Source organism: Sphaerisporangium sp. NPDC049003, from assembly GCF_043197795.1.
GTDB lineage: Bacteria > Actinomycetota > Actinomycetes > Streptosporangiales > Streptosporangiaceae > Sphaerisporangium.
Map to the genome: position 1 here is coordinate 1 of NZ_JBICTU010000030.1, position 14,449 is coordinate 14,449.

The 14,449-nt window shown below is 69.3% G+C and carries 16 protein-coding genes; 10 read left to right on the forward strand and 6 right to left on the reverse strand.

The window, feature by feature from the left end; translation table 11 throughout:
- Positions 1-799 precede the first annotated feature (799 nt).
- Complete coding sequence (locus tag ACGFIV_RS28925) at positions 800-2,305, reverse strand: recombinase family protein (RefSeq protein ID WP_392838226.1); 1,506 nt, start codon at positions 2,303-2,305, stop codon at positions 800-802.
- On the opposite strand from ACGFIV_RS28925, the gene ACGFIV_RS28930 reads away from it, so the two are divergent.
- From ACGFIV_RS28930 to ACGFIV_RS28945, 4 genes are all read left to right on the forward strand, one after another.
- Positions 2,304-3,146, forward strand: a complete 843-nt coding sequence (locus ACGFIV_RS28930; RefSeq protein ID WP_392838262.1) for an ABC transporter ATP-binding protein — start codon at positions 2,304-2,306, stop codon at positions 3,144-3,146. The two genes, ACGFIV_RS28925 and ACGFIV_RS28930, sit on opposite strands and share 2 nt — an antisense overlap.
- A gap of 3 nt (positions 3,147-3,149) precedes the next feature.
- Positions 3,150-3,887 carry an ABC transporter permease gene (locus tag ACGFIV_RS28935; RefSeq protein ID WP_358552421.1) on the forward strand — a complete coding sequence of 246 codons (738 nt, stop codon included), beginning with the start codon at positions 3,150-3,152 and terminating at the stop codon, positions 3,885-3,887.
- A 2-nt stretch (positions 3,888-3,889) separates the two neighbouring features.
- Positions 3,890-5,035, forward strand: a complete 1,146-nt coding sequence (locus tag ACGFIV_RS28940; RefSeq protein WP_392838227.1) for a sensor histidine kinase — start codon at positions 3,890-3,892, stop codon at positions 5,033-5,035.
- A gap of 99 nt (positions 5,036-5,134) precedes the next feature.
- Complete coding sequence (locus tag ACGFIV_RS28945; protein WP_392838228.1) at positions 5,135-5,740, forward strand: response regulator transcription factor; 606 nt, start codon at positions 5,135-5,137, stop codon at positions 5,738-5,740.
- 184 nt (positions 5,741-5,924) lie between these two features.
- Here the strand turns inward: ACGFIV_RS28945 and ACGFIV_RS28950 are convergent, their stop codons facing one another.
- Together ACGFIV_RS28950 and ACGFIV_RS28955 are read right to left on the reverse strand one after the other, a co-directional pair.
- Positions 5,925-6,125, reverse strand: coding sequence for a DUF397 domain-containing protein (locus tag ACGFIV_RS28950; protein WP_358552415.1), 201 nt, complete (start codon positions 6,123-6,125; stop codon positions 5,925-5,927).
- Complete coding sequence (locus ACGFIV_RS28955; RefSeq protein ID WP_358552413.1) at positions 6,116-6,943, reverse strand: helix-turn-helix transcriptional regulator; 828 nt, start codon at positions 6,941-6,943, stop codon at positions 6,116-6,118. The genes ACGFIV_RS28950 and ACGFIV_RS28955 overlap by 10 nt, the downstream gene beginning before the upstream one ends.
- Before the next feature lie 226 nt (positions 6,944-7,169).
- Here ACGFIV_RS28955 and ACGFIV_RS28960 point away from each other — a divergent pair, with 226 nt between their 5' ends.
- Positions 7,170-7,607: an ATP-binding protein gene (locus ACGFIV_RS28960; protein ID WP_358552411.1), complete on the forward strand. Its 438-nt coding sequence runs from the start codon at positions 7,170-7,172 to the stop codon at positions 7,605-7,607.
- Positions 7,608-7,665: 58 nt separating this feature from the next.
- The gene (locus ACGFIV_RS28965; protein ID WP_358552409.1) at positions 7,666-8,139 is read left to right on the forward strand and encodes a hypothetical protein; all 474 of its coding nucleotides are present in this window, start codon (positions 7,666-7,668) and stop codon (positions 8,137-8,139) included.
- A 71-nt stretch (positions 8,140-8,210) separates the two neighbouring features.
- Here ACGFIV_RS28965 and ACGFIV_RS28970 read toward each other — a convergent pair whose 3' ends face one another.
- On the reverse strand, positions 8,211-9,404 hold the full coding sequence (locus ACGFIV_RS28970; RefSeq protein WP_358552407.1) for an EAL domain-containing protein: 1,194 nt from the start codon (positions 9,402-9,404) through the stop codon (positions 8,211-8,213).
- A 217-nt stretch (positions 9,405-9,621) separates the two neighbouring features.
- Here ACGFIV_RS28970 and ACGFIV_RS28975 point away from each other — a divergent pair, with 217 nt between their 5' ends.
- Positions 9,622-10,275 carry an acVLRF1 family peptidyl-tRNA hydrolase gene (locus tag ACGFIV_RS28975; protein WP_358552405.1) on the forward strand — a complete coding sequence of 218 codons (654 nt, stop codon included), beginning with the start codon at positions 9,622-9,624 and terminating at the stop codon, positions 10,273-10,275.
- A gap of 43 nt (positions 10,276-10,318) precedes the next feature.
- On the opposite strand, the gene ACGFIV_RS28980 is transcribed toward ACGFIV_RS28975, so the two are convergent.
- Positions 10,319-10,699, reverse strand: a complete 381-nt coding sequence (locus ACGFIV_RS28980) for a VOC family protein (RefSeq protein WP_358552403.1) — start codon at positions 10,697-10,699, stop codon at positions 10,319-10,321.
- Positions 10,696-11,106, reverse strand: coding sequence for a metalloregulator ArsR/SmtB family transcription factor (locus ACGFIV_RS28985; protein WP_358552401.1), 411 nt, complete (start codon positions 11,104-11,106; stop codon positions 10,696-10,698). The genes ACGFIV_RS28980 and ACGFIV_RS28985 overlap by 4 nt, the downstream gene beginning before the upstream one ends.
- 197 nt (positions 11,107-11,303) lie before the next feature.
- On the opposite strand from ACGFIV_RS28985, the gene ACGFIV_RS28990 reads away from it, so the two are divergent.
- From ACGFIV_RS28990 to ACGFIV_RS29000, 3 genes are all read left to right on the forward strand, one after another.
- Entirely contained in the window at positions 11,304-12,902 is a 1,599-nt protein-coding gene (locus ACGFIV_RS28990; RefSeq protein ID WP_358552399.1) for an ABC-F family ATP-binding cassette domain-containing protein, read from the forward strand.
- A 114-nt stretch (positions 12,903-13,016) separates the two neighbouring features.
- Entirely contained in the window at positions 13,017-13,232 is a 216-nt protein-coding gene (locus tag ACGFIV_RS28995) for a helix-turn-helix domain-containing protein (protein WP_093173121.1), read from the forward strand.
- A 140-nt stretch (positions 13,233-13,372) separates the two neighbouring features.
- Complete coding sequence (locus tag ACGFIV_RS29000) at positions 13,373-14,308, forward strand: enoyl-CoA hydratase/isomerase family protein (RefSeq protein ID WP_358552397.1); 936 nt, start codon at positions 13,373-13,375, stop codon at positions 14,306-14,308.
- Positions 14,309-14,449: the final 141 nt, after the last annotated feature.

Consider the following 14,449-nt stretch of genomic DNA (forward strand, 5'->3'; position numbering starts at 1 on the left):
GGACGAACTGAGGGAGATCATTATGATCGACTACACGACCAGGTGGTCCCTTCCTCGTGGCAACTGGGTGGTCCCATCAGGCTGGCAAGCGACAGCGGGGCGATCATCGGGCGCAGGAGGCGCGGGCTCGGCTGGGGCTGCCTGCTCCGGGGGATGATACGACGCTGGTGATGGGGCATTGGCGGTTCGCCGGGTCGGGGTACACGCCGGGTGAGGCGATCTTGGCCGAATCTATTCGGCAACGGGTCGCAACGGCTCGGGCGATTCAGGCGCAACGGGCCGAACGGGCCGGACAGGAAGGGGACGCAGAGGGCGGGCAGCACGGGACGGCGCGATGACACAGCCTGTCTTACCGGGCACGGCTGATGCGGCTTCGTGCGGGTCGGCGGGTCGGGTTCGGGGTGAGGGGCGCACGGGGAAACAGCGCGCCGAAGGCACCGATTCAGGGTGTTCGCGCATGTCAGGGGATAGGGACACGGGTCCGGCCGGCCACGACGTACCCCCGGGTGGGTGGGCGGGCCGCCGAGAGAGGCAGGCACAGCAAGCGGCCACTACGGGTGAGGGGCAAGGGGAACGGTCGGGAGCGCGGGACGGTGAGCGGCTGGGTGATGAGAGCGCGTCGGAACCCGCCAAGAAAGATCTTGGGTCGTACGCTCGGGCGTTGATCGCGGATTGGCCTCCGCTGACACAAGATCAGCGGGACCGGTTAGCGCTGGTGCTGCGTAGCAGTCGTTAAGGTGAACACGGGTGCGCCCCTGCCGTCTAAGCCTCGGCAGGGGCGCTCTCGCGTTCCGGGGGGTTACCCGGGGGTGGTCGGCTTGATGGGCTCGATGGTGACGCGCTCGGTGATGTGGGGGCGCTTGCCGCTTCCAACGGGCTTGAGCGTGACTGTCATGATCGCGTTGATGACCTCCCGTTGGTGGGTGACTCCCAGACCCTTCCAGACCGTACGGGCGGCCTCTTCGCTTTCGATGCCCGCGAACGGTGCCAACGGTGAGGACTCGGCCACATCGTCTAGCGCGCGCTGAATCTTCTCGATCTTGGCCTGTGCCTTCTTCACCCCTGCGAGGTACTCGGCGCGCTCGGGAATCAGCCCTTCGGCGTAGTCCTCGACAAGGTTGGCCTTGCGCTGGCGTACCGCGATCAGCTCGGCGCGCAATGCCGGGGCGTCCACACCGGTTGTCGGCTTGGCGATCAGGTCGGCCGCGTCCCTGGCGAGGATCGCGATCGCAACGGCCTCCACGTACTCGTCAAGCTCGGCTTGCGGGCAGGTGGCGTGTCCCTTGCCGCCGCTGCCGTAGCACCGGTAAACGGGCCGGTTTGCCTTGTCGCCTGCGCCGTGTACTCGGGTGACCTCAGCGCATGGGCACCGGTAGACGCCACTGCCCAGCCACTTGGAGGCCGGTCCGGAGTTGGTGAGGCGAGAGGGATCACACAGCTTGGCCGTGATCGCCCAGAACGCCTCTTCGCTGATGATCGGTTCCCACGGGGCGCGGCCCACCACATCAGCGGGGGTGTAGTGCTTGCGTCCCTCGCCCGGCTTGTGAACCATCAGGGCGGCGTTTCGCGGCCTGAGCAGTACGTCCCGAACCGTGGTCGACGCAAACTCACCCCCGGTCGCCGTGAGCACACCGCGCGCCCGTAGGTCACGCGCGATGCCTTTGAGACTCGGGCCGTTCCTCTTCCCGAAATTCGGCAACAGCACAACATCGCCCATCTTGGCGATCTCGGCGACTTCTGCGGGCCGTGGCGTGATCCCGTCGGCCTCGAATCCGTACGGGCGCGGGCCTCCGCCGAACTGTCCCGCCTCGGCCTGACGCAGACGCGCCCGGCTCACGCGCCGCGCGGTGTCCTTGCTCGACTTGTTGGCCACAGCGCACATGATCCGCGCCATGGTGATCCCGGCGTCGCTGGTGAGCTGGCACGATCCCGTCAGGCTCTCGCAGGTCACCGCGAACCGGGACGTCTCGACAAGATCTATCAGGTCCTCAAGGTCGCGGGGCTGACGGGCAAGCCGGTCAAGGTCCAACACCACGAGCACGTCAGCCTGACGGGTCGCCAGTAACTCCAGCGCGCGGCGGAACTTCGGCCGGACGGTGCGAAAGTCGGTCTGACCGTTGGGAAGCTTGATCTTGCGGCGCTTGAACGCGCTGGTGTCGTTCTCGACCAGGACGTGAGCCTCCTCCAAGCTCCAGCCACGGCGGGCGACCCACGCGCGCATGTCCCTGACCTGGTCGTCGACTCCTGCGGTCTCGCCGTCGTCGGCGTCGCTGATCCTGGCGAGGATGGCCGCTCGCTTGGTCATGTCCTGCTCCTCTCGTTGCGTCCTGATCTGCCACCATTCTACCGAAAAGAACTGTCATAACCCATGGGCGGGCAAATCGACGACGATCAACATGTTGCTGGGCCTCATCCGTCCGACCTCCGGGGAGATCCGGGTCTTCGGCCGCGCTCCGGACGAGGCGGTCGCGCGCGGGGAGGTCGGCGCCATGCTGCAGGAGGGGACCCTGATCCCCGAGCTGACCGTGCGCGAGCTGATCGACTTCATCCGCCGCCTCTATCCCGATCCGCTGCCGCTCGACCAGGTGCTCCAGATGGCCGATCTGACCGATCTGGCCTCCCGGCGCGCCGGCAGGCTGTCCGGCGGGCAGAGCCAGCGCGTGAGGTTCGCCCTGGCCATCGCCGGGGCGCCCAAGCTGCTCGTCCTCGACGAGCCGACCGCCGCGATGGACGTCGAGTCGCGCCGGGCCTTCTGGGCGAGCATGCGGACCTACGCGGCGCAGGGCCGTACGGTCCTGTTCGCCACCCACTACCTCGAAGAGGCCGACGAGAACTCCGACCGCGTGATCGTGGTCGCCCGGGGGAAGGTCGTCGCCGACGGTACGGCCGCGCAGATCAAGGCCGGCGCCGGCGGGAGCGTGGTCGGGTTCTCGCTCGGCGGCCAGTCGGCGGCGGGTCTCGACGCGCTGCCGGGGGTCACCGGCGTCGAGATCGTCTCCGGCACGGTGACGCTGCGCACGACCGACGTCGACGCCACCGTGGCAGCGCTCTACCGTAAGACAACGCTGGACGTGCGCGAACTCCAGATCGACGGGGTCGATCTGGAGGACGCCTTCCTCGCCCTCACCCAGTCCGCGGAGGCCTGAGCCATGCTGAACTACGTGAAGCTCGAAGCCATCCGGATGCTGCGCAACAAGCGCTACATCATCTTCGTCGTGGCGTTTCCCGTGGGCTTCTACCTGCTCTACTCCAACCTCTGGGGAAGCCAGGTCGATGCGACGACCGGCGTGCGGGCCAGTGTGATCCTCATGGTGTCGATGGCCGCCTACGGCGCGCTCGCCGCCTCCATCATGTCGACGGCCGTGCCGTGGTCGCAGGAGCGGCAGAGCGGCTGGCTGCGCCAGCTCCAGATCACCCCGCTGCCCGGCTGGATGATCATCGTGACCAAACTGATCTCGTCGCTGCTGCTGGTGCTGCCCGCGCTGCTGCTGGTCGTCCTCGCCGCCGTGATCACCCAGCACGTCTCGCTCGGCGTGGGGCAGTGGGCCGCGCTGATCCCGATCATGTGGGTGGGCACGATCCCGTTCGCCGCGCTCGGGCTCATCATCGGCTCGCTCGTGCCGCCCGACACCGCGCAGCCGCTGGCGATCATCGGGATGTTCGGTCTCGCGCTGCTCGGCGGCCTGTGGTTCCCCGTCGACCTGCTGCCCGCGACCATGCGGACCATCGCCCACGCGCTGCCGTCGTACGACTACGCCGACATCGGCTGGGAGATCGTCGCCGGTCACGCGCCGCCCGCCTCGGCGGTCGGCGGCATCCTCGGCTGGGCGGTCGTGCTGTGCGGCCTGGCGGTCTACGCCTACCGCAGGGCGACGGTACGGGGCTGACGATGAGCCGCCTGCGCGACCTCTTCACCTTCGGCGGGACGGAGAACAAGCCGTCCCGCTGGAGGCGGCTCATGGGCATGTCCTTCGGGCTGGTCTACCTGTTCTATCCGCTCTCCGACATCACCTCGGGGAACGTCACCGGCCTGAGGGCGTACGCGGAGGTCGCCGCGCTGGTGGCGTTCGTCACCTGCTACATCGCCACCGTGATGAGCCCGAAGAACTACGGTGAGCCGGGCAGGTGGGCGCTCCCGCTGCTCGGCCTGACGGCGCTGATGGCGATCGTGTTCGCGATCCTCTTCGGAGGCGGATGGCTGGCGCTGCCCATCTACGTCACCGTCGTGATCAGCATGGCCCTGCCCCCGCGGCAGGCACTGGCCGGGATGCTCGCGATGGCCGCCGTCGTCGTCGCCGGCGGGTTCGTCACCGGGGCCGACGGCGGCACCATCTCGCTCCTGGTGCTGCAGGTGGTCACGCTCGGGGTCCTGTTCATGAGCGTGCGCAACACCCGGATCCTGGTGGTCGAGCTCCATCGGGCCCAGGGCGAGGTGGCGCGGCTCGCGGCCGGCGAGGAACGCCTGCGCATCGCCCGCGACCTGCACGACCTGCTCGGGCACAGCCTGTCGCTGATCGTGCTCAAGAGCGAGCTGGCCGGTCGGCTCTCCGAGCAGGGCTCGCCCAGGGCGGCCGAGGAGATCCGTGACATCGAGTCCGTGGCCCGGCTCGCCCTGCAGGAGGTGCGCGAGGCCGTCACAGGCTACCGCCAGCGCGGGCTGCCGGAAGAGATCGACAACGCCCGCGCCGCGCTGGACGCGGCCGGCATGGCCGCCGTGGTCCGCATGTCCGGCACGCCGCTGCCCGACGCCCTCGACGGCCTGCTCGGCTGGGCCGTGCGCGAGGGCGTCACCAACGTCGTACGGCACGCCCGGGCGGACAGATGCGAGATCATCGTGTCGTACGAGGACGGCGCGGCGACCCTGGAGATCGCCGACAACGGGCCCCACGCCGGGCCTTACGAAGCCGGAAGCGGGCTGTGCGGGCTGGCCGAGCGCGTCGAGGCCGCGGGCGGCTCCGTGGACGCCGGGTCGCGTCCGGGCGGCGGGTTCCGCCTGCGGGTGCTGGTGCCGGTCGCCGTAGAATCACGGGCCTGACGCCCTCCCCGCGAGACGATCACGGACCTGACGCCTCCCGCGAGACGATCACGGACCCATAAGCCTCCCCGCGAGGCCTTCGACATTTCAGGAGTATGGATGATCAGGGTCGTGCTCGCCGAGGACCAGGCGATGGTCCGGGGGGCGCTGGCGTCCCTGCTCGGCCTGGAGCCCGACATCGAGGTCGTCGGCGAGGCCGCCGACGGCGAGGAGGCGGTGGCCGTCGCGCTCGCGTCCCGGCCCGACATCGCCCTGCTCGACATCGAGATGCCGGTGACGGACGGCATCGCGGCGGCGGAGCGGATCTGCCGGGAGGTGCCCGGCTGCCGCGTCATGATCCTCACGACCTTCGGCAGGCCCGGCTACCTGCGCAGGGCCATGGAGGCGGGCGCCGCGGCCTTCATGGTCAAGGACAGCCCCGCGAGGGAGCTGGCGGCCGCCATCAGGCGCGTGCTCGCGGGCGAGCGGGTGATCGACCCGGTCCTGGCCGCCGCCGCGCTGAGCGCCGGGCCGAACCCGCTCTCGCAGCGCGAGCGCGACGTTCTCACCGCCGCCGCCGACGGTTCCACGATCGGGGACATCGCCCTGCGCCTCCACCTGTCCGAGGGTACGGTCCGCAACTACCTCTCCTCGGCCATCCAGAAGACCCACGCCCGCAACCGCATCGAGGCCGTCCAACGCGCCCGGTCCCAGGGCTGGCTCTGACCGCGCGGGGGCCTTTGCGGTGGGATAGGTCGCAGTCGCGGAACCCCTGGCCGGGCATTTGAATCTACAACGTAAAGACGGTCTCCCGGGCGACGCGGACGCGGGTCGACCGAGGTCCGCCCCCCATCCGGCCGGCCGGACCTGTCGAAGATCGGCTCTCCGACGGGTCCGCCACGTCGTCAGATCAGGGGGTGAGCCGGTGGGTCTTCACGTTGGTGAGGAAGGTGGTCCATTCGTCGGGGGTGAAGATGAGTGCGGTTCCTTGGGGGTCTTTGGAGTCGCGTACCGCGATCACGCTCGGCAGGTTGGTGGCCACCTCGACGCACATGCCTCCGTCGTCCCCTGACCGGCTCGATTTCCGCCATCTGGCCTGGCTCAGATCCATCTCCGCACCGCTTCCTCGATCACCTTCAGGGACAGGGATTGGGAGTGGGCCTCGCCTCGGATGGCGTCGTATCGGTTGACGAGCTTCGCGATCAGGCTTCGTTCATCTACCGTCCGGCCGTGTGGCTGACCCTCCACATATACCGTATAAGGGACGCCTCGCATTTCTGCTATGCCGAAAGCTCCGAGCAACCCAGCGCCTGCTTTTGCGCCGTATGGAACTATCTGAATGGTGACCTTGGGGTGCCGTGCCACCTCTATGAGGTATTCGAGTTGCTCGCGTATGACAGAGGGGCTTCCGATCGGCCGGCACAGCACTCCCTCGTCGATGACGGCCCAGACCATTGGCGGGTCATCGCGTGACAGTGTTCTCTTCCGTTGCATTCTGGCGGATACGCGGTGATCGATCTCCTCGGAGGTGATCCCGGGGGCACACTCGATGATCCAGCGCGCGTACGCCTCGGTCTGGAAGAGGCCGGGGATGAGCAGGGGATCCCACAGGCGGAGTGCGGTCGCGCGCAATTCCTCGGCGGCCCAGTCGCGGAAATGCTCGGGGACCGGTGGAGGTGGCGGCCAGGCTTCCATGTAGAGCCTCATCAGGACGCCGTCGAGGCGGAAGGCCCGGTCACACAGCCGCGCGAAGCCCTCTGTGGGGTCGCGCTTCAGCGTCTCGACCATGCCGATCATGCTCTCGGAGAATCCGATCCTCCGGCCGACCTGTGCCTGGGTCAGCCTCGCGGCGAGACGGTGCCGCCGGAGCTCGTACGCGAACCGTGCCGCCGCTGACTCGTCAGGGTCGATGTCGACCATTTTGCCCATCTGATCTCCTCCCTTACGCCGGCTGAATTCGGACCCCACCAAGCCACCGATGAACCACCGGGACAGTGCTCTTCCGTGGGGGGAATCGAATACTCAACGTAGTCGATCGTGTACAGGATGGTGAGGCGAATTCCGCATCGGGCGGGCGCCGATAAACGTCGTGACGACGTATATGACGTGCCTGTCGCCCGTGGAGGAGAACATCGATGGATCACGGAGGCGGTCGATGGCCGGCGTCAGAATGCGGGAGCAATACCTGGAGATTCCGGCCCGGCCGGAGGCCGCGTTCTACGCGCGCAGGCACGTCAGGCGAGTGCTCGCCGAATGGCGGCTGGACGGGCTCCTGGACACCGCCGAACTCATCGCCTCGGAACTGGTGACCAACGCGGTCAAGGCGATGGCGGACGGCGGTGGGACGGGCGTGAGGGAAGCGCCGGGTGACGCCGCTGAATACGTCTGGATCGACGTCTACCGGACGGCGGATCTCGTTGTGCTGGAGGTCTGGGACTCCGGCCGTACCCCGCCCGTGCCCAGGACCGCCGCGCCCGACGACGAGGGCGGGCGGGGCCTGTGTCTGGTGGACGCCCTCGCGGAGAACTGGGGCCACCGCCGGCCCGTCACCGGCGGGAAGGTCGTCTGGTGCGCCCTCCGGGTTCCGGGCTGACGGGTGATCGTTCGTGTACGTTGAGTGAGATCACTGTCTGCTGTCTCGGAGGGTCGTCATGTCCACTGCTCTGGCGGTTCGAGGCCTCGTCGTGGCGGGCATGGTGACCGGTGCGGTGGGCTCTCCCGCCGCGTTCACCGTGTCAGCCGCTCACGCCGGGTCACGGGTTCCCTGTACGGCCACGGTCACCACCACCGGTTCGGCGCCCGCCGACCTCGCCGGCAAGGTGTCCCCGGGTACGGCCGGAGGGCCGGACGCGGCGTGCGGAGAGGCGGCGCAGAAGACGGTCGACCAGATGCTCCCCGTCGTGCACGCCGATGTGCGGGGTTTGGAGGCCAAGGTGAAGAGCCAGTGGGGCCCGTTCTGCGCCGTGTTCAGCGCGGGCGCGGAGGAGGTCAGGGCCGGGCTGGCCGCCCTCGGCCTCACGCACGACGCCAAGGCCCCGGCGAAGCGCCCTCGGACCGAGAAGGACCGCTTCGACAAGGTCTTCGACTTCGTGACGGCCAAGCCGTGCTCCGGATCCACGCCCTAGATGAGTGACGGCCAAGCCCTCTGCCCCGGACCCACGACTTAGAAGGACCAAAGGGCCTGGGCCGTTCGCTCTCAGCGGGAGATCGGCTGGAGGTCGGCGACGTGGCGGATCAGGTCGCCGACGTGGACGACCCCCATGCAGCGTCCCACCTCGTCCACCACGACCAGGTCGTCGTACACGCGGGCGGCGTCCTTGCCCGCGAGCTGCATGGCGGCGATCGCGGGGGTGGTCTTGGGGACGACGCGCGGCGGGTCGGCGAGGCGGTGCGCGGGCTTCTTGGCGTGCAGGGCGTGGCCGTACGGCCCGGCGATGGAAAGCAGGAAGCGGCTGCGCTCGACGCTGCCCCGTGGCCGCTGGTACTCGTCCACCAGGATGACGCTGGTGATGGAGGGCTCGGTGCCCAGGGCGTCCACCACCTGCTCGGCGGTCGCCCCCATGTCGAGGGTCACCGCGGGCATGAGGAACTCCTGCACGCGCGGCCCCAGCTCGATCACCGATGGCTGGGTGTCCGACGGGGGGACCGGCAGGGGGACGTGCACCCGCCCGTGCGAGGGGCGCCAGTCGAGCGGGGCGAGCAGCGGTCCCTGGGCCAGCCTGATGCCCCAGCCGCGCAGCGCGGCGAGCTGCGCCTCCTCGCGCACCTGCGGGGCCAGCACGTGGATGCCCATGCCCTTGGCCATGCGGGCGACGGCCTCTCCCAGCGCGTTCCTCCGTACGTCGCGCGGGATGCGGTCGACGAGGTCCGGAGAGAGCACGGCCGCGTACGGAGCCGCGTCGGCGATCAGGTCGAGGGGGACGTGGGACGTGCCGACGCCGCCCACGGCCACCAGGTAGCCGATGGTGCGCAGGCCGTCGATGCCGACCAGCAGTGCCCGGCGGTCCTCGGGCGCGAAGTCGCCCGAGATGACCAGTATCACCTCGCGCGGACGCCGCTTCGTCGCCCGCATCGCCTCGTGCAGCGGAGCGAGGGCGGCGGAGCCCTCGATCACCGCCCCGGAGGCCACGGTCAGGACGAGCGGCAGCAGCGCCTCCTCGCGCGCGGCGGCGTACGCCGAGGCGATCGTGGGCGAGATGTCGCGGGAGCCGCCGGTGGGGGCGACCTCGGCGGTGGCTTCCACGGCGATCACGCCGCCGGTGTCGAGGTCGACGATGGGCAGGAAGGTCGCGGCGCCGCCGGAGGCCGGGAGGGCTCCATGGGCCCCGGGGGTGGCAGTGGCGGGCGCCGGGGGTGAGGCGGCCGGAATGGTGGATCGGGGGACCGTCACCCCCGGATTGTCCTGCGGTTTCGGTGGTGAAAGCGCCCACGTGCAGTGGAATTCACTGACATTTCGGCATCTGTTGGATCGGGATCCTTCTTTACAGGCACCAGCAAACACCGTAACCGATTGTGATCAAGTGTCCCGCCGCTCCCGGGGGATGCGATCGGGCCCCCTGCCTGGCCTTCGGGCGCGCGGCCGGGACGGTCCGGTACTGTCGCGGGTCATGACGTCACGACCGGCGGCGGGCGGGGGCCGATGGGTGTCGGTCGGTCCGGACCGCATCGAGGGCTGGCTGCGGAGGTTCGCCGAGCGGCACGGCTCCGTGGAGGCGGCGCTGGAGGACGACGTCGTACGGCTGCGCGCCGGAGACGGGGCCGTGGCCGAGTGCCATGTGCCGTTCCCTCCGCTCGCGCCCGCCGATGACCCGCTCCCCGCGCTGGTGCGCCATGCGGGGGAGGACCGCCGGGTCGGGGTGCTCCTGGTACGGCTGGGCGGTCACGCGGCCGGGGTGTTCGAGGGCGAGCGGCTGGTGGCGTCCAAGGTCGGTTCGCGGCTCGTCCACGGGCGCAGCGCGGCCGGGGGCTGGTCCCAGCACCGCTTCGCCCGCCGCAGAGAGAAGCAGGCGAGCGAGGCGTCGCAGGCGGCGGCCGACGTGGCCGTACGGGTGCTCGTCCCGCACGCCGGCACCCTGGACGCGGTCGTGCTCGGAGGGGACCGCAGGGCGATCGACGCGCTGCGCGAGGACCGGAGGATCTCCCCGATCTTCGCCCTGGAGACCGGCCCCTTCCTGGACGTCCCCGATCCCCGGCTCGCGGTGCTCCAGGAGACGCCAGGCCGGTTCCGCGCCGTCCGCATCCGTGTGATCGACCCCGCGTGATCGACCCCGGGGGATGACCCCGCGGGCCGCCAGGCGGCTCTGGTCAGGCTCGTGAGGGCGTGGACTCCTGGGCGACCCAGCCGTTGCCGTCGGGGTCCTGGAAGGTGAAGAACGTGCCCCAGGGGGCCTTCTCGACGTCCTCGTGGTGGACGGTGACGCCCTCGGCGCGGAGCCGCGCGAGGGTCCCGGCCGCATCGTCGCACTCGATGACCAGGCCGCTGACACTGCCCGCGGGCATGGAGGCGAACCAGGTGACGAGCGTGATCGTGGCGCCGCCGCCGGGCGGGGCGAGCTGGACCCAGCGCTGGTCGCCCATGGGGTTGTCGGCGACCAGGGTGAACCCCAGCTTCCGCGTGTAGAACTCGGCGGACCGCTCCTGGTCGGAGACGGGTATCGAGACGACGCTGATCGATCGCAGTGTCACGGGATCTGTCCTTTCGGTTCGGCGGCGGGCGCGAGGGTCGCGGGCTCGCCGGGCTCGGAGGTCGTGCCGAGCTCGTCGAGCACGGCCCCGAGGGTCTTGAGACGGTCCTTCCAGAAGCGCTCCAGCTCCGCCAGCCACTCGCGCGGCTCGGCAAGGCCTTCGGGCCGCAGCCGGTAGAGACGGTGCCTCCCTGCCGGCCTGACCTCGACCAGGCCCGCGTCTCGCAGCACCCTCAGATGCTGGGAGACGGCGGCCTGGGTGATCGCCAGGTCGGTCATCAGCTCCGAGACCGAGCACTCGCCCGCGGTCAGCCTCTCCAGCAGATGACGCCGCGTCAGGTCGGCGAGCGCCGTGAAGGCGTCGGGGCGGTCGTGCGACAGCCTGGGGCGTCCGATCTTCCCGCTCATGAGGAGCATCATATTAGTTTTTTCTTAACTATCAAGCCCGCCAGGAGACTGGCCGTACACTAGGCGTATGCGCACTCCCGATTGATCGGCGCACTCATGGAAGCGGGCCGAGCCATGTGGCTGCCCTGCGACACTCCGGTCTCTTCCGACAGCACGTCCTTCGACCTCGTTCCCCGTTCTGGGAGTGTTCCCTCACCATGATCATTGCGTCTGACATCGAACTGCGCGCCGGTTCCCGCCTGCTCATCGAAGGGGCGTCGTTCCGCGTGAACCCCGGCGACCGCATCGGCCTGGTGGGCCGCAACGGCGCCGGCAAGACCACCCTCACCAGGATCCTCGCGGGCGAGGGCCTTCCCGCGGTCGGCACCGTCACCACCACGGGCAACGTCGGCTACCTTCCCCAGGATCCGCGCACCGGCGACCTCAGCGTCATCGCCAGCGACCGCATCCTGTCGGCGCGGGGCCTCGATGACGTGCTGCGCGAGCTGCGCGAGGCCGAGCTCGGCATGGCCTCGGAGGACGACCGCGTCCGCGACCGCGCCGTCCGCGCCTACGGCCGCCTGGAGGACCGGCTCCACGTCCTCGGCGGGTACGCGGCGGAGGCCGAGGCGGCGTCGATCGCCTCCAGCCTCGGGCTGCCCGACCGGGTGCTCAAACAGCCCCTCCAGACGCTCTCCGGCGGTCAGCGGCGACGGGTCGAGCTGGCCCGGATCCTGTTCAGCGGAGCGGAGACTCTCCTGCTTGACGAGCCGACAAACCACCTCGATGCAGACTCAATCGGGTGGCTTCGTGATTTTTTACGATCCCACCAGGGCGGCTTGATCATTATTAGCCATGACGTCGGACTTCTCGAAGCCACGGTCAACAAAGTCCTGCACCTCGACGCGAACCGCTGTGTCATCGACACTTACAACGTCGGATGGACCACCTACCTGGCCCAGAGGGAGACCGACGAGCGCCGCAGGAAGCGCGAGCGGGCGAACGCCGAGCGGCAGGCCTCGCAACTGCTCTCGCAGGCCGACCGAATGCGCGCCAAGGCCACCAAAGCCAAGGCGGCGCAGGACATGGAGCGTCGCGCGAAGCGCCTGCTGGCGGGCGTGGAGGAGGAGCGTCGCAGCGACAAGGTGGCTAAGCTCCGCTTCCCCGATCCGGCCCCCTGCGGGCGCACTCCGCTGACCGCGTCGGCCCTGTCGAAGTCCTACGGCTCGCTGGAGGTCTTCACCGACGTGGACGCGGCCGTCGACCGGGGCAGCCGGGTGGTCGTCCTCGGGCTCAACGGCGCCGGCAAGACGACGCTGCTGCGCATGCTCGGCGGCATCGAAAAGCCCGACTCCGGCGAGGTCAACGCGGGTCATGGCCTCAAGCTGGGCTACTACGCGCAGGAGCACGAGACCCTGGACGCCGGGCGCAGCGTCCTTGAGAACATGCGCTCCGCCGGGCCCGACGTGCCCGACGTCACCCTGCGAAAGGTCCTCGGCTCGTTCCTGTTCTCGGGGGACGACGCCGACAAGCCCGCTTCGGTGCTCTCCGGAGGGGAGAAGACCCGTCTGGCCCTGGCCACACTGGTGCTTTCGAGCGCCAACGTCCTCCTGCTCGACGAGCCCACGAACAACCTGGACCCAGTCAGCCGCGATCAAGTACTTTCAGCGTTGAGGTCCTATTCTGGGGCAATTGTCCTTGTTACACATGATGAGGGTGCCGTGCAGGCCCTACGACCGGATAGGGTGATCTTGCTACCAGACGGAGTAGAAGACGCTTGGAGCGATGAATTTTCCGATCTTGTGGCACTTGCCTGATCTTAATTTGAGCGGGTACGGATCTTTTCCCATGGAGTAGGTAGCCGATCCGGCTGAAATGACTGATCATGGCGTGAGTAACGCTGCGGAAGTCTGGCACTACAGGAGGTACTCGTGGCCGAGACTCTGAAGAAGGGCACCCGGGTGACCGGGGCCGACCGTGAAAAACTGGCCGCCGACCTTAAGAAGCGCTATGCCGCGGGTGAGAGCATCCGCGCCCTGGCTGCTTCGACCGGCAGGTCATACGGGTTCATCCACCGCATCCTGAGCGAGTCCGGCGTGACTCTGCGCGGGCGCGGCGGAGCCACCCGGGGCAAGTCGAAGCGCTGACTGCCGCCTCGGAAACGCGCGACCGCAGCCGCTCGTCCCGTTCAGTCGAAACCCGTCCCGCCCGCGCCGGTAGAATCTGATTCTGGAACCTCACTGGGTTCGGGCGTGACGGGACAGCGACACCACGAACGGAGCGGGCGATGCCGGAAGCGACGCTTGGGGGGAATGCTGCGGCGATCTCGACGGGCGAGGGTGTCGAGCCGGGCACAGAAGGTGCGCTGAGGCGTGCCGGAGAGGTGCGCGGCGAGGCTGACAGGGCCCTCGACGGCGAGAGGTTCGCGGAGATCGGTCTGCGCTTCGAGGTGGACGGCAAGATCGCGACGATCACACTGGATCGGCCGGATAAGCGGAACGCGCAGACGTTCGCCACCTGGTCGGCCCTTGCTCTGATAGGCAGAGAGCTGCCTGAGCAGGTGCGTGTCGTCGTGGTCCGAGGCGAGGGGCCGTCCTTCTCAGCGGGTATCGACCTGCGAATGTTCACTCCGGAGGGAGTGCCGGGGCAGGGCTCGTTCGCGTCCGCGGCCGCGCTCGACGACGACACGTTCGAGGAGCGGATCACAGAGGCCCAGAAGGGCTTCCTGTGGTTGCGCCGCCCGGACATCGTGTCGATCGCGGCGGTTCATGGACATGCGATCGGGGCCGGATTCCAACTAGCCCTGTCCTGCGACCTGCGGATCCTGGCGGAGGACGCCAAGTTCTGCATGAAGGAGCCCGCGCTCGGGCTGGTACCCGACCTGACCGGCACCAAGCCACTGGTCGATCTCGTCGGGGTGGCCAGGGCCGTGGAGATCTGCCTGACGGCCCGGGTCGTCGAGGCCGGCGAGGCGCTGAGGCTCGGTCTCGCCGAGCAGGTGGTCCCCAGAGACGAGCTGGAGGCGGCCACCCGGAAGCTCGCCGACGCCCTGCTCGCGACCGACAGGGACGCGGCGGCGGCCACCAAGCGGCTGCTCCAGGGCGCACCCGGGAGGACCCTCACGCAGCAGACCGCAGCCGAGCGCGCGGAGCAGACCGTGCGCCTCAGGACGCTGTTCGGCGGCAGGGCCACCGCGGCCGGAGGAGAGCCAGGTAGGTCCTGACCCGCGGATACGGTGCTCACTGGAGACCTTGCCCCCACACGGGTGACAGGGCGCGTCGCGACTGATCGTTCGCCCTGAGCTGACCGGGGAATCAGGCAACCGTTTCTCGTGCTTCGCCCGGAGGAGGAGACGGGGGCAGCC